This is a genomic window from Streptomyces albofaciens JCM 4342 (assembly GCF_008634025.1).
Lineage (GTDB): Bacteria > Actinomycetota > Actinomycetes > Streptomycetales > Streptomycetaceae > Streptomyces > Streptomyces albofaciens.
The window spans coordinates 159313-178165 of the sequence record NZ_PDCM01000002.1 but is presented as its reverse complement, the minus strand read 5'-3'; the positions used below and the strand labels follow the sequence as shown (position 1 = coordinate 178165).

The 18853-nt window shown below is 72.5% G+C and carries 16 protein-coding genes; 7 read left to right on the top strand and 9 right to left on the bottom strand.

The window, feature by feature from the left end:
- The first annotated feature begins 53 nt into the window (after positions 1 to 53).
- Together menC and CP973_RS21780 are read left to right on the top strand one after the other, a co-directional pair.
- Positions 54 to 1163: an o-succinylbenzoate synthase gene (gene menC / locus CP973_RS21785; RefSeq protein WP_150244088.1), complete on the top strand. Its 1110-nt coding sequence runs from the start codon at positions 54 to 56 to the stop codon at positions 1161 to 1163.
- A gap of 43 nt (positions 1164 to 1206) precedes the next feature.
- The gene (locus tag CP973_RS21780; RefSeq protein WP_244409927.1) at positions 1207 to 2337 is read left to right on the top strand and encodes a serine hydrolase domain-containing protein; all 1131 of its coding nucleotides are present in this window, start codon (positions 1207 to 1209) and stop codon (positions 2335 to 2337) included.
- A gap of 139 nt (positions 2338 to 2476) precedes the next feature.
- Here the strand turns inward: CP973_RS21780 and CP973_RS21775 are convergent, their stop codons facing one another.
- Both CP973_RS21775 and CP973_RS21770 read right to left on the bottom strand, forming a co-directional pair.
- Positions 2477 to 4078 carry a PucR family transcriptional regulator gene (locus CP973_RS21775; RefSeq protein WP_150244086.1) on the bottom strand — a complete coding sequence of 534 codons (1602 nt, stop codon included), beginning with the start codon at positions 4076 to 4078 and terminating at the stop codon, positions 2477 to 2479.
- 160 nt (positions 4079 to 4238) lie between these two features.
- Positions 4239 to 4865, bottom strand: a complete 627-nt coding sequence (locus tag CP973_RS21770) for a TetR/AcrR family transcriptional regulator (protein ID WP_150244084.1) — start codon at positions 4863 to 4865, stop codon at positions 4239 to 4241.
- Positions 4866 to 4959: 94 nt separating this feature from the next.
- On the opposite strand from CP973_RS21770, the gene CP973_RS21765 reads away from it, so the two are divergent.
- Positions 4960 to 5709, top strand: coding sequence for an SDR family NAD(P)-dependent oxidoreductase (locus tag CP973_RS21765; protein ID WP_150244082.1), 750 nt, complete (start codon positions 4960 to 4962; stop codon positions 5707 to 5709).
- Between the two features lie 109 nt (positions 5710 to 5818).
- Here the strand turns inward: CP973_RS21765 and CP973_RS21760 are convergent, their stop codons facing one another.
- The 4 genes from CP973_RS21760 to CP973_RS21745 form a co-directional block, all read right to left on the bottom strand.
- Positions 5819 to 6619, bottom strand: a complete 801-nt coding sequence (locus tag CP973_RS21760) for a GNAT family N-acetyltransferase (protein WP_150244080.1) — start codon at positions 6617 to 6619, stop codon at positions 5819 to 5821.
- Between the two features lie 109 nt (positions 6620 to 6728).
- Complete coding sequence (locus CP973_RS21755) at positions 6729 to 8252, bottom strand: amino acid permease (protein ID WP_150244078.1); 1524 nt, start codon at positions 8250 to 8252, stop codon at positions 6729 to 6731.
- A 100-nt stretch (positions 8253 to 8352) separates the two neighbouring features.
- Complete coding sequence (locus CP973_RS21750) at positions 8353 to 9366, bottom strand: hypothetical protein (protein ID WP_150244076.1); 1014 nt, start codon at positions 9364 to 9366, stop codon at positions 8353 to 8355.
- Between the two features lie 523 nt (positions 9367 to 9889).
- Positions 9890 to 11554 carry an FAD-dependent monooxygenase gene (locus tag CP973_RS21745; protein WP_150244074.1) on the bottom strand — a complete coding sequence of 555 codons (1665 nt, stop codon included), beginning with the start codon at positions 11552 to 11554 and terminating at the stop codon, positions 9890 to 9892.
- Positions 11555 to 11610: 56 nt separating this feature from the next.
- Here CP973_RS21745 and CP973_RS21740 point away from each other — a divergent pair, with 56 nt between their 5' ends.
- The 3 genes from CP973_RS21740 (at position 11611) to CP973_RS21730 (ending at position 13554) form a co-directional block, all read left to right on the top strand.
- A complete protein-coding gene (locus CP973_RS21740) occupies positions 11611 to 12333 on the top strand; it encodes a TetR/AcrR family transcriptional regulator (protein ID WP_150244072.1) in 723 nt (240 codons plus the stop codon).
- Positions 12334 to 12461: 128 nt separating this feature from the next.
- Positions 12462 to 12935: an NUDIX hydrolase gene (locus CP973_RS21735; protein ID WP_150244070.1), complete on the top strand. Its 474-nt coding sequence runs from the start codon at positions 12462 to 12464 to the stop codon at positions 12933 to 12935.
- Positions 12936 to 13044: 109 nt separating this feature from the next.
- Positions 13045 to 13554, top strand: a complete 510-nt coding sequence (locus CP973_RS21730; RefSeq protein WP_150244068.1) for a GNAT family N-acetyltransferase — start codon at positions 13045 to 13047, stop codon at positions 13552 to 13554.
- 242 nt (positions 13555 to 13796) lie between these two features.
- Here the strand turns inward: CP973_RS21730 and CP973_RS21725 are convergent, their stop codons facing one another.
- Positions 13797 to 14312, bottom strand: a complete 516-nt coding sequence (locus CP973_RS21725) for a 2,4'-dihydroxyacetophenone dioxygenase family protein (RefSeq protein WP_150244066.1) — start codon at positions 14310 to 14312, stop codon at positions 13797 to 13799.
- Between the two features lie 361 nt (positions 14313 to 14673).
- On the opposite strand from CP973_RS21725, the gene CP973_RS21720 reads away from it, so the two are divergent.
- Positions 14674 to 15612: an SDR family NAD(P)-dependent oxidoreductase gene (locus CP973_RS21720; protein WP_425282009.1), complete on the top strand. Its 939-nt coding sequence runs from the start codon at positions 14674 to 14676 to the stop codon at positions 15610 to 15612.
- A gap of 3 nt (positions 15613 to 15615) precedes the next feature.
- Here CP973_RS21720 and CP973_RS21715 read toward each other — a convergent pair whose 3' ends face one another.
- Positions 15616 to 16521 (bottom strand): AurF N-oxygenase family protein, encoded by a 906-nt coding sequence (locus CP973_RS21715; protein ID WP_150244062.1) that lies wholly within the window; start codon positions 16519 to 16521, stop codon positions 15616 to 15618.
- Positions 16521 to 18776: an MMPL family transporter gene (locus tag CP973_RS21710; RefSeq protein ID WP_150244060.1), complete on the bottom strand. Its 2256-nt coding sequence runs from the start codon at positions 18774 to 18776 to the stop codon at positions 16521 to 16523. Before CP973_RS21710 ends, CP973_RS21715 begins: the two co-directional genes overlap by 1 nt.
- Positions 18777 to 18853 lie beyond the last annotated feature (77 nt).

Sequence of the window (18853 nt, the reverse complement as noted above, 5' to 3'; positions counted from 1 at the left end):
CACCCACCTCACCCCACCCCCACCTCACCCCACCCCAAGAGGAGCCACCAGCCGTGAGCACGAAGATCACCGGTGTCGAGCTGCGTCGGATAGCGATGCCGCTCGTCGCCCCGTTCCGCACTTCCTTCGGCGTGGAGACCAGCCGCGATGTGCTGCTGGTCCGCGTCGTCACTTCCGAGGGGGAGGGGTGGGCCGAGTGCGCGGCCATGTCCGAGCCCCGCTACTGCTCCGAGTACGTCGACGGCGCTCAGGACGTCCTGCGCAGGTTCCTCGTACCGGCCTTGCCGAAGGACGGCGTGGACGTGCACGAGGTGGGGCGCGTCCTACAGCCCTTCACCGGCCACCGCATGGCCAAGGCCGCGCTGGAGACGGCGGTGCTGGACGCCCAGCTCCGCGGCGCGGGCGAGTCCTTCGGTTCCTGTCTGGGCGCCGCGCGGGACCGGGTTCCGTGCGGCGTCTCGGTCGGCATCATGGGCTCCGTACCCGAACTCCTCGACGCCGTGGCCGCCTATCTCGCCGAGGGCTACGTCCGGATCAAGCTGAAGATCGAGCCGGGCTGGGACGTCGAGCCCGTACGCGCCGTCCGCGAGCGCTACGGTGACGAGCTGCTCCTCCAGGTCGACGCCAACGCCGCCTACACCCTGGCGGACGCCCGGCAGCTCACCAAGCTCGACGACTTCGGCCTGCTGCTGATCGAACAGCCGCTGGCCAACGACGACATGGTCCAGCACGCCGCACTGGCCAAGCTGCTGCGCACCCCCATCTGCCTGGACGAGTCCATCGAATCCGCCGCCGACGCCGCGGCGGCCGTCTCCCTCGGCGCCTGCTCGGTCATCAACGTCAAGCCGCCCCGTGTCGGTGGCTACCTCGAAGCACGTCGCATCCACGACCTCGCCCGCGCCCACGGCATTCCCGTCTGGTGCGGCGGCATGCTGGAGACCGGCATCGGCCGCGCCGCCAACGTCGCCTTGGCCGCCCTGCCCGGCTTCACCCTTCCCGGCGACACCTCCGGCTCCAGCCGCTACTTCGCCACCGACATCACGGAGCCGTTCGTCCTGGCCGACGGCCACCTTCAGGTACCCACCGGGCCAGGCCTCGGTGTCGAGCCGCTGTCCGACGTACTCAAGGAGGTCACCACCTCCAGCGAATGGATCGCGCTGTAAGCCCCCGCTGTAAGCCCCCAATCCATTCTGCGAAGGAGAAAGCATGCGATGCAGGACGAGTATTCTCGCGGCCTTGGCCGTTACCGCCTCCTTGGCGATGGTGTCCGCCACGGCGCCCGCCGCCTCGGCCGGGACACCGCGGTGTGACAGCAAGCCGATCCGGACAGCGCTCAAGGCGCTGAAGGAAGTCGGCGCCTCGGGTATCAGCGTGACGGTGAAAAGCCCCCGCTGCGGTGTCTGGAACGGCGGTGTCGGTCTCGCCGACCTGAAGACGGGCCGTCAGGTCGTCGGCAATGAGCACAGCCGTATCGCCAGCAACACCAAAACCTGGACGGCGACGGTCGTGCTGCAACTCGTCGGCGAAGGCCGCATCAAGCTCGACGACACCGTGGACCACTATCTGCCCGGCCTCATCCGCACCGGTCACCACGATGGACGCAAGATAACGGTCCGGCAGCTCCTGCAGCACACCAGCGGCCTGCCCGATTACCTGGACGCGCCGTTCTGGCACGACCTGGACGCACGCCGCTGGGATCACGTGGAACCCTTGCAGACGGTCGAGCAGGCGCTCACGCTGCCCCCGCCCGACGACCGGACTCCATCCGGCTTCTCCTACTCCAACACCAATTACAACCTGGCCGGCCTGATCGTCACCGCGGTCACCGGCCGCGACATCGGCACCGAGATCGAACAGCGGATCATCGAGCCCCTCGGGCTGCGCGAGACCTACTGGCCCGGTGACCGGACCGAGCTCCCCAAGCCGGACCTGCGAGGCTACGCGGAGCGGAACGGGGCGTTGCGGGACAGGACGGAATGGAACACCTCCGGGGCCGACGCGTCGGGGGCACTGGTCTCCACCGGAGCCGACGCGACCACTTTCTGGACCGCGCTGATGACCGGGAAACTGCTGGCCCCGGCCGAGCTCGCGGAGTTGAAGAAGACCGTCCCGGACGTCTCGTCGGGTGAAGGGTACGGCCTGGGAGTCGAGCGCTACGAGCGCGTGCCGGGTTTCGTCACCTGGGGACACAGCGGCCATATGGAAAGCGGCCACAAATTCCGGAATGCCGTCACCGAGGACGGCCGACGGGCCGTGACCCTGCTGATCGGCTCGGAAACGTTCGACTCGGACCGGGTGGACGCCATCATCGGCGACCTCATCCGCGACCTACGCTGACCGGAAACGGAACGGTTTCCGGGCAGGACGGCGGTGCTGCCCGGGGGCACGGCGGAATTCCACCGTGCCCCCGGGCACGGTCCGAAAATCCGGCGCCCCGCACACCACGCGGGCGGGGGGATGACGCCGACGGTAAGCCTCAAGAATTGCGACGACCGTCCGCGCCCCCGACCCCCGCCAACACCCTCAACTGCAACCAGAGCACAAGCCGTTCATCCGGATCCTCCAGATCGATCCCCAGCTGCCGCCCGGCCTGTTTGAGCCGGTAGCGGCAGGTGTTGGGATGGACGGAGAGCAGTTTCGCCGCGCCCGCCACATCGCAGCCCGCGTCGAACCAGGACACCAGCGTGCGGGCGTAGTCGGTGCCCTGCTCGGCGTCCGCCGCCAGGACCCGCTGCCAGGCGCCCGCCCGCAACTCCCGCCGGCCCTGCACCACCTCGGCAAGCCGCAGCAGCGTCGCCCGGGGACGTACCTCGTCGATCGTGGCCACCGGCAGCGCGTCGTGCAGCAGGCGCAGGACCACATCCGCGTCCGCGCGCGAGTCCGCCACCCCGCCGAGGTCCGGCGTCACCTCGCCGAGCGCCGCCCGTACCGGCGCGCGCAGCGACTGCCCGGCCTGGCGGACGATGTCCTCGGCCAGCTGCCGGTGCCGCTGGTGGACCGACTTGCGCTCCTGCGCCGCGCGCGCTGCCCCGCCGTTCTCCCCGGCCGCGGGCAGCAGCGCGTACACCACCCCGTCCAGAAGCACGCACGCCTGCCGCCCGTAACGTGCCTCGCACTGGAGACGTACGACGTCCAGCAGCCTGAGGCAGGCCCGCTCGGCGTCCGGCGCGCTCGCCGCGAAGTCCAGTGTGAACGCGGCCACGCGGACCGCGTCCAGCCCCAGGCGGTGCGCTGCCGTCGGAGCGTCCGCCGAACCGTCCAGCAGCCGGCGCACCAGATCGGTGTTCTGACGGCGGGCCAGTTCCCTCGCCGCGCGGGCGCGCAGCAGGAGCAGCGCCGCCGTGGACGCGCCCTGGGCGAGGGTCTGTTCGGCGTCCGGAGCGAGCGTGCCGCCGTCGACCACCCAGACCGATCCGAGGGTTTCGCCGCCGGCCCGTACCGCGACGGCGAGCCGCGGCAGCCCGCCCGCCGTGAGCGGGGGCAGCCGTACCGGCCCGTCCGCGGCCACCACCCGCCGGACCTGTTCGGTGTTGTCCACGCTGCCCGGGACCTGGAGGCCGAGGATGCCTTGGCGGCGGTCCTCGTCGACCGGCTGACCGGGCACGGTGGAGTAGGCCAGGATCCGCTGGTGGGGGTCCTCCACGGCCGTCGCCCCGCCGGTCGCCGCCGCGATCGCGTCGGCCAGCGCGAACAGGTCGGCGAGTCCGCCGCCCTGAGCGGCCCGCGCGCCGATCGCCGAGGCCAGCATCAGGTGCACGTGGTGCCAGGCCGCGTCCTCGTCGACGGTGAGCAGCGCCATGCCGTACGCCTCGGCCTCGCCGGCCGGCGGCCCGTCCGCACCCCGCACCACGACCCCGGCCATCCCGGCCTCCGCCGCGGCCCGCACCAGCGGCCCGGCCGCGGCCGCCCGCACGCCGACCGCGAGCAGCAGGGCGCCGGACGCATGGGGCAGGGGGGCGTGCGCGTCGTACAGGAGCGCTTCGGTGACCGGGACGGCGGTCCCGCTGGGCGCGGTGAGCAGCCGCAGGGGCGGGCTGCCCACGGCGTCGATCAGGTCGCCGAGCGTGCAGGCGTCCACAGGTGCTCCTCACCGCATCGAACCGACTCGGCCGGGCCGCTGCCCGGACAGCCCAGAGTGCCCTGTGGAAGCACCCGCTTGTTCGGCTGATCCTCACAGGAAGGTGCGCGTCCGTTGTCCGTTCTCACAGGGCCCGTGGTTTCTCCGGTGACCTGCCCCCTCAGGCGGGCGGCCAGTTCCGCAGGGCCGCGTCGGCGACCTGCTGGAGTTCGTCGCGGGTGGCGCCGCTGGCGGCCTGGACGGCGAGGCCGTTCGCCACGGTCATGATGTAGCGGGCGAGCACCCCGGGATCGGAGTCCGGAGGCAGGTCGCCTTCGTCGACGGCTCGCCGGAACCGGTCGCGGAGCTGGGCGGTGCCCTCGTTGCGCCAGGCGGTGAGGGCGTCCCGGGCAGCGCGCGCGGCGCCGCCGGCGGCGAGCGAGGCCTGGACGCCGAAGCACCCGGCCGGGCAGCCGGGGCGGGTGGTGGCGCGGACGGAGCCGTCGAGGAACGCGGTGGCCACCTGCTGGGCGGTCGGCTCCCGCAGGGCCCGCGCCCCGTACGAGGCGGGGCCTTCCGAGTAGCGCTCCAGGGCCTTGCGGAACAGGTCCTCCTTGTTGCCGAACGCCGCGTACATGCTGGTGCGGGTGATGCCCATGGCGCTGGTCAGGTCGGTGAGGCCGGCGCCTTCGTAGCCCCGCTCCCAGAAGACCCGCATGGCCCGTTCGAGGGCCTCGTCGGCGTCGAATCCCCTCGGGCGGCCGACCGGCGCCCTCCGCTGCGTCTCCGCCCTCCGCTGCGTCTCCATGCCCTTGATCCTACCTCTTCTGTACCGACCGGTGCGGAAGTGCTACGGTCTCGTTCAGTACCGATCGGTACTTAAATAGAGGGAGGTCATTCACATGGGACAGCTGGAGGGCAGGACCGCCGTTGTCACCGGCGGCGGCACCGGGATCGGTCTGGCCGCCGCCGTACGGCTGGCCGAAGAAGGCGCGCATGTCTTCATCACCGGCCGACGCAAGGCCGAGCTGGACGCGGCCGTCGAGACCATCGGCTCGACCCGGGCCACCGCGGTGGCGGGCGACATCGCGGACCCGGCCGACCTGGACCGGCTGTACGACGCCGTCCGCGCCCGGGGCCAGGGGCTGGACGTGCTGTTCGCGAACGCGGCGACCGCCTCGCTGGGGACCCTCGGACAGATCACCGAGGAGGACTTCGAGCACGTCTTCGGGATCAACGTGCGCGGCACGCTGTTCACCGTGCAGAAGGCGCTGCCGCTGCTCAACGACGGTGCCTCGGTCGTCCTGAACGCCTCCACCGCCGCCGACCACGGCAGGGAGGCGTTCACCCTGTACGCGGCGTCCAAGGCCGCCGTCCGCTCCTTCGCGCGGACCTGGGCCAACACCCTCAAGGACCGCGGCATCCGGGTCAACGCGATCTCACCCGGCCCGATCGACACCCCCGGCATCACCAGCCTCTTCGGCGAGGAGGACGCGGCCGAGGCCCGGGCGCAGCTCGCCCGGACCGCGGCGCTCGGCCGGATGGGACGCCCGGAGGAGGTCGCCGGACTGGTGGCGTTCCTCGCCTCCGACCAGAGCAGCTTCATCCTCGGCGCGAACCTGTACGTCGACGGAGGTGAGAACCAGATCTGACGTACGGAGGGCATCCGCCGCGGGCCCCCACGGCTCCCGCCCGGCCCGGACGGTGTCTGCGCCGTGATCCAACCCGAGCCCCCGGTTGCGGGGGCACCACCTCGACGGCTTACTCCGCCACGTTGTAGAAGTGGATCGGTGAGTTCGGCTCGAAGCCGATGCGCGGGTACACCGGGGCCCCGGCGGCGGTCGCGTGCAGCGTGGCGCGGGTCAGCCCGGTGGCCCGGCCGCCCTCGTGCAGCGCCTTGCGCGTGACCGCCTCGCCGTAGCCCCTGCGCTGCCACCGCGGATCCGTGGCGACGAACGCGACGAAAAGGCGGCCGTCCGCCGCGAGCGTGGCGGCGCAGGCCACCGGTGTGTTCCCGCGCAGGGCCAGATAGGCGTGTATCCCGCTCTTCCAGAGCGCGGACCCGACGAGCCCCTCGCGGCCGTCCTCCAGAGGGAAGCCGTAGGCGCGCGAATTGAGGTCCGCGTACGCCCGCAACTGCTCGTCGTCGCTCACGCGGACGAACGTGAGGTCGGGGTGGACCGGGTCGGGGACCGGGAGCAGGTCGCCGGCCATCCCCGTACCGGGGAACGCGTACCGGAGACCTGCCTGCTCGGCCGCCGTCCCGAACACGGAGCGGGCCTCGTCGTCGAGCAGGTCCTCGAAGAGCCACAGGTAACCCGGGTGCTTCTTGGCGCGCATGATGTCCGCTGCCTGGTTCAGGCGTTGACGGACGAGATCGGCGCCCGCCCCGACATCGGTCAGGGCGACGCAGTTCCAGAAGGAGAACCGGCTGTCGGCCCACCGGACGGCGATGCCCGGCAGGTCGCGCACATCCGCGTCCGCGTCGCGGTCGAGCACCATGGTCCGCCAGGCGGTGACGAGCTGTTCCACCGATTCGACGGCCTCCGCGAAATCGGTCACCGTACCTCCACACGTGATCGGGCTTGTGACGTCTTGTGAGCCGGTCGCAGGCGGCTCCGGGGAGCCGTGCCCTGGGCGGCTTTCCCCGCGCCGCAGGTTCGAGGCGTCATCAGACAATGCCTTCCAGCTCCTCGTCCTGGGTCCGGACCGTGCTGGAACGGCGCTCCACGTAGGAACGGCGTCCGATGCGCCACCACAGGGCCGCCAGGGCGAGGGCCGCCAACGTGGCGACAGGCGTGTAGTTGAAGGTGGCTGCGGTGACCGGGCTGGTCTGCGGCAGCATGAACAGCGCGGTCACCGCGCCCGCCCACAGCACCGCCGTCCAGCCGATCGGCCGGCTCCAGCGGCCCAGCTGCCAGGGCCCGGGCGTCCACTTGTCGCGGTGGCGCAGCCGCAGCAGCACCGGAATGGCGTACGCGGGGGTGAAGCCCACGACCGAGATGGCGGTGACTGCGGAGAACGCGCCGGCGGAGTACAGGGACGGCAGGGCGAGGACGAAGGCGACGGCGATCGCGAGCCAGACGGCGTTGGCCGGAATGGCGGTGCGGCGGCTGACCTTCTGCCAGCGGGCCCAGCCCGGCAGGGCGCCGTCCCGGGAGAACGCGTAGATCATGCGGCTGGCGGAGGCGGTCACCGTGTATCCGCACAGGAACTGCGCCACGATGATCACCAGCAGCAGGGCCTTGGCCGTGGCCACGCCCAGCGCGTCCAGGAAGATCTGCGCCACCGGTACGCCGGTCGGACTGGCCAGGGTCGCGGCGTAATCCTGCACGGCGAACATCAGCGCTGCCAGCAGGATGCCGCCGGCGACCCAGGAAACGGCCACCGAGCGGACGATGCCACGGGCCGCGGCGACGGAGGCCCGGCTGGTCTCCTCGCTCAGGTGCGCGGAGGTGTCGTAACCGGCCAGGGCGAAGCACGGCAGCAGCATGCCCAGCAGGATCACATACACCGGCGCGCCCCAGCCGGTGTTGTTGGTGAATTCGGAGAACACGAAGCCGGCGGGCTGGTGGTGGGAGGGGATGAACGTCAGGGCGCTGATGATGACGACCGCACCGGCCAGATGCCACCACGCGCTCACGGACGTCAGGAAGTTCATCAGCCGGGCGCCGAAGAGGTTCAGGACCGCGTGCAGTACGAGAATGACCGCGTACAGCGCCAGCAGGCCCCCCGGGGACGGCACGATGCCCCACTGCAGGTTCGCCCAGGCGGCGGTGAAGGTCGCGATGCCGTAGTCCTGGGCCGCGATCCCGGCGAGCAGGCCCAGGAGGTTGAGCCAGCCGGTGTACCAGCTCCACCGCTCACCGCCGAGCTGGCGGGCCATGTAGTACAGGCCACCGCTGGTGGGGTAGCGGGAGGTGATCTCGGCCAGCGCCGCCGCCAGGCACAGCACCAGCGGTCCGACGGCGAGCCACCCCCACATCACCACGGCGGGGCCGCCGCTGTTCAGGCCGAAGCCGAACAGCAGCAGCGTCCCGGACATGATGGAGATGACCGACAGGGAAGCGGCGAAATTGCCGAACGCGCCCATGCGCCGGTGCAGTTGTTGCGTATAGCCGAGCTCCTTGAGCAGGCGTTCGTCCTCGTCGAGCGGGCCGGGCCGGTGCCGTCGTGCATGTGCCGAAGTACGCATCGTGGATCTCCGCACGGGAAAGCAGAAAGGGGGAAGGACGAGGCGGGCTGTCGGGCCGCCGGGGGCCTCGGTGGCGCCCGCCCGGAAAAGCGGCGGGAATTCACGGGCGGCGTTCCTCCACGTGCGGGGCATGCGACTTCAGACAGGCGTCGCGATCTGTCTCGAACGTTTCCTGCCACTGGTGGGGATGCTGGGCGTGGTACTGCCACGGATCCCGTGTGGCGAAGACGCCGATGGCCTCGAAGACCTGCGCCGCCCAGTGCGGAAAGCCGCCCCGCACGAGCGCGTACGCCAGGTGGTTCAGGTCCAGCTGGGAACTGGTGGCCGGATCGCAGTTCCGGAACCAGCCCGTGAAAGCTCTGGTGACGGCCCGGGTGATGTCGTCACGGCTCCAGAGCAGATTCACCGCGCCCTCACCGCTGTCCCGCCGCTCCCGGTTCTCCTGGACACGGGCGTAGACCGGGAGCAGGAGCAGCGGTGAGTCGGCCGGCGCGAGAGAGACCGTCCAGCGCGCGAAGTCCGTCGCGACCGCGCGCCGGCCCGCGGGGCCCGGACGGGACTGGAGCGCCTGGGACATGCGGTGCCACGCCTCGCGGTTGAACGGGTCCCGCCGGTGCGCCTCCCGCAGCAGCCCCCACGGTCCGGGCGGCAGCAGGTGCTCCGGCTGCGGCGGGGGAACGCGGTGCTGCGGGTGGCGTCCGATCGCGTCCGTTTCGGTCAGGGCGATGAAACAGTTCCAGGGCACCGGGTCCCCGGGGTGCAAGGCCGCGGCCCTGCTGCTCGCCTGCCAGGCCCCTTCCGCCAGCTTCTCCAGGCGCCGTGCCTGCCCCGGGCTCGTCGCCGTCCGCTTCCGGTGGGCCCGCAGCACCCGCTCGGTGGCGACCCGGGCGTACATCACCTGCGCGGCGAGGCTGTCCGGCTCCTCTTCGAGCCACAGTTCCACGGTGTTGGTCTCGGCCGCCGCCACACCCAGCACCTGGGTACGCGACGTCCACTGCGCCCAGTACCCGGTCCGGGCCAGCACCTGCCGCATCTGCATCCAGTAACCCGCCCGGATGTCCTGTACCGCTCGGTAGAGATCCGGGTCGCGACCGGCCGGGTGCGAGGCGGTCATCGGCGCTCCTCCCGGCCGGCCGGACGGGAGGCGGTGCCCCCGGCGGGAGGGGCGGGGGAGTGCGGTGGGCGGCGGTGCCGGGCCGGGGCCGGTCTGGGCGCCTTCATGAGGCGACCGGCCGGTTCGGACAGTCCCGGAGCCTGGTGGTGCGGTGGGCTGCTCCCCGGCCGCTGCCGTGGGCACCGCGGTGCGGCGGTTGGTGGGGACATGACACCGGGCGGTGAGCAGTCGCGGGCATGGACAGGGAATTCCTCTGGGCAGGGTGCGGGTGTGCGGTCCCACGGGACGGCGGGGCGGGGCCGGGCCGGCGTGCGGGCGCCAGCGCCCACGCGTACCGGCCGTTCCGTAACCCTGTCCGAGACGGACCGGCGGATGCCTGACAGCTACCTAAGCGCCTGAGGGAAGCGCATGGCCAGAGGAATCCCAGGTTGGCCGGTTATCGGGATACGGATTCGGCCATGAGCCGACGGGCGCGGCAGTCGGCGGTCGGCCCCCGGGGCCGCGGCGGCCGGACGGCGCACCCCTACGCCGTCGGACGCTCCCGGCGGCCGGCGTGCCGGGCACGCCCAACGGAAGCGGCCGGCGTGCCGGGCACCTCGACGGACGGGGACGACGGCACGCCGGCCCACCGGCGCAGAGCGGCCTCAAGCCCGCCGACGGCGGCGTCGCCGGAGGCGTCGGCGGCCCAGGCGACCACTCCGTCCGGGCGTACCAGTACCCCGGCCGGCGCCGCGTGGTCGTCGGTCACGATGCCCACCCGCCCGGCCCACGCCTCGGCGAGGCGGGCGAACGCGCCGTCCGGAGTGCGGTCGAGCAGCAGGAACCCGCCGCCGTGACCGTGGTCGGCCAGCCGGGACCCGTCCCGCAGCCACAGGTCCGGCGCGAACCGCCCGACCAGCGGATGGTCACCGGGCAGGTCGATGCGCTGGGTGACGCCGGAGATCTTCTTGACGGCGTACGTCGCGCCGTCCCGGGTGCTCAGCAGGCCGGCGACGACCTCCCGCAGCGCGGCCGACCTGGCGTCCCCGCGCAACACCCCAACCTGGGCCCGCGTCCAGTCCAGCACCCAGGCGCCGAGGGGACGCCGCTCGGCGTCATAGCTGTCGAGCAGCCCCTCGGGCGCCCACCCGGCGACCACGGCGCCGAGCTTCCAGCCGAGGTTCATCGCGTCGCCGACCCCGAGATTGAGCCCCTGACCGCCGAACGGCGAGTGCACATGCGCGGCGTCACCGGCCAGCAGCACCCGTCCCGACCGGTACGTCGCGGCCTGCCGGGCGTTGTCGGACCAGCGGGTCGCGGTGCCGCGCAGCGCGGTCAGCGTGACATCCGTGCCCGAGACCCGGCGCAGACTGGTCTGCACCTCCTCAAGGGTGACCGGCGCCTTGGGCGCCCCGCGCGAGCCGTGTCGAGCGCGGGCGAGGTCGGCGCCGACGCCGTCGAACTCCACGGTGACCACCCGCCCCGGCTGCGGCCCGTAGCGGTACGCCCCGTGGGGCGACCACGTCCATCCGGGCGCCAGCTTCTCCGGGTCGGCGATGTCGGCGACCGCCAGATGCCCGGTGAGTTCGGGGTCGGTGCCGGGGAAAGCGATGCCCGCGAGGCGGCGTACGGTGCTGCGGCCGCCGTCGCACCCGACCAGCCATCCGGTGCGTACCGTGCCCGCGGTGGTGCCGACGAGTACGCCCTCGCCGGTGTCTTCGAGCGAGGTGACCTCGACCCCGCGACACACCGGCACGCCGAGTCGCGCGACATGGCCCGCCAGCAGCTCTTCCAGCTCCCGCTGCGGCACCATCCTCGCACCGTCGACCGCGGTGTGCGCGGCGAGGTCGGGATCGGACCAGTCCACGAGGCCGGGGTCGAGGACCATCCCCGCGAAATGCCCGGTGAACCGCGGCTCGCGCGCTCGCCGGCCGTCACCGGGCCGCTCGTCGCCGGCCCCACGGGCGAACGACCCCACCCGCTCAAGCATCTCCCGCTGCACCTGCTCGGCGGCGGGCAGCAGGCCGCGGCGGTCCAGCGCCTCGGCCGTCGGCACGTTGATCGCCCCCGCCTTCATTCCCTCGTCCGGCTCGGCCAGCCGTTCGAGCACCTGCACCGTCGCCCCGGCGAGCGCCAGCTCCGCGGCGAGCACGAGGCCCACCGGCCCGGCTCCGACCACGGTCACGTCCACATCCTGCTTCACGCACATATTCACGAACGCCGTTCTACGTACGAACGCTGTTCGCGTCAAGTTATGATGACGGTGTGAACCCGAGAGAGCGACGCGCGGCCCGCCACCAGCCGCCGAACCCCGAAGCCGGAACCGCCCCCCAGCCACGGCGCCGCAAGGCTCCGATCACCGTGGAACAGGTCGTCGACACCGCGCTGGGCGTCGTCGCCACCGAGGGCTACGAGGCGCTGACCATGCGCCGCCTGGCCGGCGCGCTCGACACCGGCCCCGCCTCGCTCTACGCCCACGTGGTCAACAAGGCCGACCTGGACGAGCTGCTCATCGGGCGGCTGTGCGCCGAGCTCGTACTCCCCGAGCCCGACCCCGCGGCCTGGCAGGAGCAGATCCGCGGCGTGTGCGTCCAGATGCGCGACCAGTACCTGAAATACCCCGGGATCTCCCGCGCGGCGCTGGCCATGGCCCCCACCGACCTGGAGACGCTGCGCGTCAGCGAAGCACTGCTGGCGGTCCTGCTCGCCGGAGGCGTCGCCCCGCAGGACGCCGCCTGGGCCGTCGACGCCCTCCTGCTGTACGTGGCCGCCTACTGCCTGGAGGCGTCGATCGCCCGCCGACGAGCAGCCCATGACGACGACGCCTGGGTCCTCGACCGCGACGAACTGCAACGCCGCCTCACCGCCCTGCCCGCCGCGGCATTCCCCCACACCACCCGCCACGCCGCCGAACTCACCGCGGGCGAGGGCCACGACCGGTTCGACTTCACCCTCACCTTGATGATCGGGGGCCTCGCGCACCGCTGACCGGCCGCGAAGCCCTGCCCGGCACCGGCGGTGGGGACATCCGGGGTACGGCGGTGTCGTCCGGGGCCTGTGACGGGTACTGAGCCGAGTGTCTGTGCCGGATAGAGTCCCCCGGGGAGGTGTGGGGGTTGAGTTTCCGGCTGGCGGCGTACGCCGTGTGCATGGAGGACGAACGGGTGTTGCTCGCCCGTCACGTATCGCCGAAAGGCGAAAGCAACTGGACGCTTCCGGGCGGCCGGGTCGAGCACGGGGAGGACCCGTTCGACGCGGTGATCCGCGAGGTCGCCGAGGAAACCGGCTGCGACGCGGCGGTCGAACGCCTGCTGGGCGTGGATTCCCGGGTGATCCCCGCGGCCGACCGCCCCTTGCCCGGCCTGCCGGAGCACCAGAATGTCGGCATCTTCTACCGCGTCCGGATAACCGGCGGCCAACTCCGCCCCGAGCCGAACGGCGAAATCGCCGAATCGGTCTGGACACCGATACCCGACGTCGCCGGACTACGCCGGTCATCGCTGGTCGACATCGGTCTCGCTCTGGCACGGACGCTTCCGGCGACGGGGCATGTCGCTCCGGTTCCGGTCGGAGGACTCATTCAGCACTGAGGTCCTGGCGCCCTGCGCTTGTCGGTGCGGCCCGAGGCGGGGAAGCCCGCGCAGTTGGCCCTGTCACCGACAGAAACGCCCCCCTGTCACCGACTGAAACGAGCGCCCCATGTCGTCGAACCCGCACAATACTGAAAGCAGCACCGAAAGCAGCACCACACCGCAGGATCTGCGGCTGCGCGAGGCGGTAGCGGCGGACGCCGCCGGGATCACGAACGTGTTCCTCGCTTCGCGGGCCGCGGCCATGCCGTACCTGCCCCGGCTGTACAGCGACGAGCAGACCCGGGCCTGGATCGAGGCCGTCGTCCTGCCCGGCAGCACGGTGTGGGTGGCCGAGACCGGGGAGAAGCCCGAGATCGTCGGGTTCGCCGCCCTCGACGGGACCGTGCTCGACCACCTCTACCTGCGCCCGGACGTACGGCGGCAGGGCATCGGCTCGGCCCTCCTGGCCGCCGTCAGAGAGGCCTCTCCGTACGAGCTCTCGCTGCACGTCTTCCAGCGCAACCAGGCGGCCCGCGCCTTCTACGAGCGCCACGGCTTCACCGCCGGGGAGTCGGACGACGGCAGCCGCAACGAGGAGAACGAGCCGGACGTGACCTACCACTGGACCGCCCTCTGAGGTGCAGGCCGGGCGGGGACGGCGACACGGGGGGTAACGAAGAAGTGGCCGGCGAAGGCAGGTGCCGGGGGAGAGCCCGCTATCCCGTGCACAGCTCGCGCTGTGGTTCAACTGCCCTTCACGGGTGATGTCGCATACTCGCCGACGACGGCCTGTGCGGGCCACTGGCGGGAGGCGTTTCGGCGGAGGCCGTGAGAACCCGTCAGCTGTTCATCGTTGATCTTGCAGGGGGCTCAACGGGATCACAGGTAGAGCGCCCGGTTGATCGGGATGCCCTGTTCCTGGCAGCCGCGCTCGTAGTGGTCGATGAACCAGAAGACGTCGATCACCTCGGTCACCCGGTTCTGCTCGTCGAGGAACTCCACCGGTCCGTTCAGCCAGAAGACGGTCTTCATGCCCTCGTCGGAGACCAGGGTGTGGGTGCGGCCCGGGCTTTCCCGGATGAAGTCACCCGGGCGGCCCACCCAGTCGTACTCCAGGTAGCGCCAGCTGCCGTCGAGCACGTAGCCGGAGACCGGGCCACGGTGGCGGTGGCGGCCCAGCTCGCCGCCGGCCTGTACCCACAGGACGTTCGCGGCCGAACTGCTGCGGATGTCGAACGTCAGATGCTTGATCATCACCTGCGGGACGAACGGGAGCCATGGCGAATCCGCCTCCGCGACGTGCCCTTCGGGCAGCGCGTACTGGTCCCGGCGCCGATCGATCCTCGCTTCGACCGCGGCCAGACTGTCCGCGTCCGGGGTCGAGCTGATCGTCATGACTGATGTCCTTCCTGTTGTTGCTGGGACGGACTCGCACGCACACCCATGCTCGACTCGCCCGGCCCGGCACAACAGTGACTTCCAGGACGGCCGGGCACAGCCGACCGCTGTTCTCCGTGGGGCTGCTGATATGACGTCAGCTGATCACGCGCCGGGCCGGACGGACCGCACGGACCCCTGTCGTGTCCCGCGCGGGGGAGCTGATCGTGTCCCGCGTGGGGGAGGACCTCCCGAACGCGTACTCTCCGCGCGGCCCAAGTACCCCCGCCAACGCCCCTGCGCCCCGATCGACCGAGGTGAACGGCTGAACTCGCCGGGTGGTTGTGCGACACACCGGAGCGGCCTTCGGCTGCCGGAGGTGGTGGGTGCGCATGGTGGGCGGGTACCGCTTCTGTGGAGGTGTGTGGTGCGTCGAAGCGTTCTGGTCACAGGTGCGACGAGTGGTGTGGGTCTGGGGGTGGCGCTGCGTCTGGCCGGGGCCGGGTTCGACGTTTTCGCCACGGCGCGTGACGAGCCGAAGGCCGAGAAGCTCCGGGCCGTGGCGGCCGAGTCCGCCGTACGGCTGCGGACGGTGCTGCTGGACGTGGCGGATGCCGATTCCTGCCGCAGAGCGTGCGCGCAGGTCGCGGAGGCCACCGGGGGCGGACCGTGGGCCCTGGTGAACAACGCCGGTGTCCCGCTGGTGGGGGCGGTGGAGGACCTTGAGGACGCGGCGGTGCGGCAGTTGCTGGAAGTCAATGTGGTGGGAGCCGCGCGCATGGCCCGGCTGGTGCTGCCGGGGATGCGTGAGTACGGGGAGGGACGCATCGTCAACGTCTCGTCCCTCGCGGGCCGTATCACGGCCCCGGGCATGGGCTGGTACTGCGCGGGCAAGGCGGCGCTGGGCGCCTTGAACGACGCGCTGAGGATGGAGGCCGGGCCCGGCGGGGTGCGGGTCGCCGTTGTCGAGGCGGGCGCGTACGCGAGCGCCATCCAGGACCGGGCCGCCGACGGCCTGGCGGCGCTGGCGGCCCGGCAGACGCTGTTCGGCGACATGTACCGGGTGGCGGAGGCGGCGCTGCGGGAGTCCGGTACGCGGCTGCCGAGCGCGGAGCCGGTCGTGTCGGCCGTCTGCCGGGCGCTCGTCGCCCGTCGGCCGCGTCACCGGTATGTGGTCGGCAGGCAGGCGAAGGCGGGGCTGCTCGCCGACGCGCTGGTCCCGGTCGGGGTGAGAGACCACTTCAAACGGGTGGCGATGGGCGCTCCCGCCCATCCGCTGGTCGAGTACGCGGCGCGGCGCTGGTGCACACCGTGGTGACGGTCAGGCCAGCAGGCCGGAGCGGCGCCACAGGTGGTGCTGGGGGCGCCTGATCAGGTCCACTTCGGTGAGGAAGGCGATCAGCTTTTCTCCGCACCAGAGCATCGTGGCGCGGTGGTGGGGGTTGTGGCGTGCCTGACGGCGGGCCTCGCCGGGGGCGAGCCCGAGGTCGCCGTACCGGTCGGGACGCAGGAGCGGCGGGACGGTGTGGGAGGCGACCAGGGCGGTCAGGAGGCGGTGGAAGGCCAGGCGGCCCCGGGACGCGTGCGTCACGGCTTCGCGGAGTTCGGCGCGGGCGAAGCTGACGTGGCGTGCCTCCTCGGCCACGTGCAGACGGCACACCGACCGCACCAGGGGCTGGACGCGTTCGTCCTGGGCGGCCTCCCGTTGGAGTCTGTCGAGCACTTCTTCGATGATCAGGGCGCTGGTGAAGGTGGTGATGTCCTGGAACGCGGCCGCGGCCGGCGGGAAGGGCAGCCGGATGTGGGCCGGGACGCGGTGCACCGGGCAGCCGAGGGTGGCCAGCAGCCGTCCGAACATGGTGATGTGCCGGGTCTCGTCGCCCATCTCCGTCAGCGCGTAGAAGGCGCGTGCGTCCAGGACGTCACGGTTCATCAGGTGGCGGGCGAGCATGCGGATGATGGCCAGCTCGAACCAGTGTCCCATCTGCGCCATGTGGGCCGCCTCGTGGCGGGAGAGTTCGAGGCGTTGCCGGTGGTCCATGCGCTCCCACAGAGGGGTGCCGTAGAGCGCGAGCCGCTCGGGCGGCCAGAACCAGGCGTCGTCCAGCAAGGGGGCGCTCCAGTCGATGTCCGCCGCGGGGTCGTAGGAGCGGGCCGCGGAGGCGTTCAGCAGACGCTGGGCGGTGGTGTGGGGGCTCCGGGAGAGCCGCAGGGCCCGGTCGGTCATCAGGGGTCACTCCTGGGGTGTTGCGCACCGGCCGGCCCGGTCAGGGGCCGCCGTGGCGGCAGGGGCTGCGAAACGGGGTCCGACGGGCGGCGGGGCCACGGGCTCCACCAGGCGGCGCGTCCGGCCAGGGCCAGGACGGCGGGGGCGAGCAGCCCGCGGACGACGGTGGCGTCGAGCAGGACCGCGAGTGCGAGGCCGACGCCGATGATCTTCAGCATCACCAGGTCCGACGTGGCCAGCGCGGCCATGACGACGGCCAGGGTGAGCGCGGCCCAGGTGAACAGCCGCGCCGTGTGGTCCAGGCCCCGGACCACGGCGGTGGCGGCGTCGGGGGCCCGTTCGTACTCCTCGCAGACACGGGCGAGAAGGAAGATCTCGTAGTCCATGGACAGGCCGAAGGCGATGCCGAAGACGAGCGCGGGCATGAGCACGTCCGTGGTGCCGGTGACGGGAAAACCGCCCAGGAGGCCGGCCAGGTGGCCTTCCTGGAAGACGAACACCAGGGCGCCGAAACTGGCCGCCAGGCTCAGGGCGTTGAGCAGCAGCGCGGTGAGGGCCATGACCGGTCGCCGGGTCAGCGCCAGGGTCAGGGCCAGCAGCGTCGCCCCAGCCAGGGACAGGCACCAGGGCAGGCGGGAGAGGAGCGCCCGCTGGACGTCGTCGAGTACGGCGCCGGGCCCGCCGACGAGTACGGGCGCGGGGGCGGGCAGCCCGCGCAGGGTCCGGGCGAGGTCGCGGTTGGCGGTGGAATACGGCTCGCCGGGGGTGGCGACCGCCAGCCAGACGCCGCGGGGCGAGGCGAAGGCGGATGCCGCGGTGCCCGCCGGAGGCGTGCGGGCGCCGCGGGAGTAGGAGCCGGTGGCCGTTTCCACCCGCTCCACACCCTTCTGGAGGGAGACGCGCCGGGCGTAGGCGTCCAGCCGGGCGGCGTGCCGCCGGAGGTCGAAGTGCGGCAGGACCACGGTGGCCGGAGTGACCACGGCGCCCGGCCGGTAGGCGTGGCGCAGCACCGTACCGGCTTCGGCGACGGTGGAGGAGGCGGGCTGGACGCGGTCGTCGAAGAGACCGATCTGCACCCGGGTGAAGGGGGTGGCGAGCACCAGCAGCACCGCGGTGACGCCGATGGCCACGAGCCGGGGCCGCCGTTGGGCGCCCCGGGCCACGCGCCCCCACCGCCCCGGCCCGGCGGCCCGGCCCTCGGCGTACGGGCCGGGACGGACACGGCCGTACCGGCGGGTGAGGACGCCCGGCCGGTGGACGCGGGGCCCCAGGACCGTCAGGAGGGCCGGGAGCACGACCAGGCCGGCCAGGGCCGCGAACGCGGTGACCGCGATGCCGCCGTAGGCGATGGAGCGCAGGATCGTGTGCGGGAAGACGAGCAGCGAGGCCAGGGACAGGACGACCGTGCCCGCGGAGAACAGCACGGCCCGGCCCGCGGTCCGCAGCGCCGTGCGCAGGGCGGTGCCGGGTTCGGCGCCGGCCGCGGTCTCTTCCCGGTGGCGGGCGAGCAGGAAGAGGCTGTAATCGACGGCGAGGGCGAATCCGAGCGCGGAGGAGATGTTGGTCGCGCTCACCGTCACCTCGGTGCAGAAGGTGAGCAGCCGCAGAACGGCCTGGGCACCCAGTACGGCCAGCACGCCCACGGCAACGGGCAGAAGGGCGGCCACCGCAGAGCCGAACACCACGAGCAGCAGCAGCGCGGTCAGCGGCAGGGCCAGCAGTTCCGCGCGGATCTGGTCCCGCTCGGCCAGCCGCAGCGCCTCCGCGCGGGAGGCGGCCTCACCGGTGACCTCGACCTCCAGCGGGCCGTGGCGGCCGGCCATCCGCGGTACCAGCCGTCCGGCCGCCGCCGTCGCTTCCTGCTCGCGTCCGCGCAGCCGCACCAGTACGAGGGCGCTGCGCCGGTCCGCCGAGCGCAGCGACGGCGCCCTGGTCCGCCAGTAGGAGACCACCTGGGAGACGGAGCGGTCGGCGCTGAGCCGCCGTACCAGCCGCTCTCCCTGCTCCGCCGCGGCGCGGTCCTCGACCGACCGGGTGGCACCGGACACGCGGGTGACGAGTACGAGGTGCGGCGGGGCGGAGGCGAAACCCTCGTGCAGCAGCCGGTCGGCCCGGGCGGCCTCGGTCGCCGCCGGCACGACCCCGCCCGGCGACAGCCGCCCCTCCACCGCCGCCCCGAACCAGGCGCAGGCCGCCGCCAGCACTGCGGCCAGCGCCAGAACGACCCACGGAACGCGGCACCGGGGACTGCGCATCGTCGTGACTCACCCCTTCGCCGGACGGTCTCCCTCGCCCCTTCCCGCCCCCATGTGTAGACAGGGGGCGGACCCGG

Coding starts and splice junctions, on each gene's coding strand:
- CP973_RS21780 (WP_244409927.1), top strand. CDS start 1,207: ATGCGATGCAGGACGAGTATTCTCGCGGCCTTGGCCGTTACCGCCTCC.
- CP973_RS21770 (WP_150244084.1), bottom strand. CDS start 4,865: ATGGAGACGCAGCGGAGGGCGGAGACGCAGCGGAGGGCGCCGGTCGGC.
- CP973_RS21765 (WP_150244082.1), top strand. CDS start 4,960: ATGGGACAGCTGGAGGGCAGGACCGCCGTTGTCACCGGCGGCGGCACC.
- CP973_RS21755 (WP_150244078.1), bottom strand. CDS start 8,252: ATGCGTACTTCGGCACATGCACGACGGCACCGGCCCGGCCCGCTCGAC.
- CP973_RS21750 (WP_150244076.1), bottom strand. CDS start 9,366: ATGACCGCCTCGCACCCGGCCGGTCGCGACCCGGATCTCTACCGAGCG.
- CP973_RS21745 (WP_150244074.1), bottom strand. CDS start 11,554: ATGTGCGTGAAGCAGGATGTGGACGTGACCGTGGTCGGAGCCGGGCCG.
- CP973_RS21730 (WP_150244068.1), top strand. CDS start 13,045: ATGTCGTCGAACCCGCACAATACTGAAAGCAGCACCGAAAGCAGCACC.
- CP973_RS21725 (WP_150244066.1), bottom strand. CDS start 14,312: ATGACGATCAGCTCGACCCCGGACGCGGACAGTCTGGCCGCGGTCGAA.
- CP973_RS21715 (WP_150244062.1), bottom strand. CDS start 16,521: ATGACCGACCGGGCCCTGCGGCTCTCCCGGAGCCCCCACACCACCGCC.
- CP973_RS21710 (WP_150244060.1), bottom strand. CDS start 18,776: ATGCGCAGTCCCCGGTGCCGCGTTCCGTGGGTCGTTCTGGCGCTGGCC.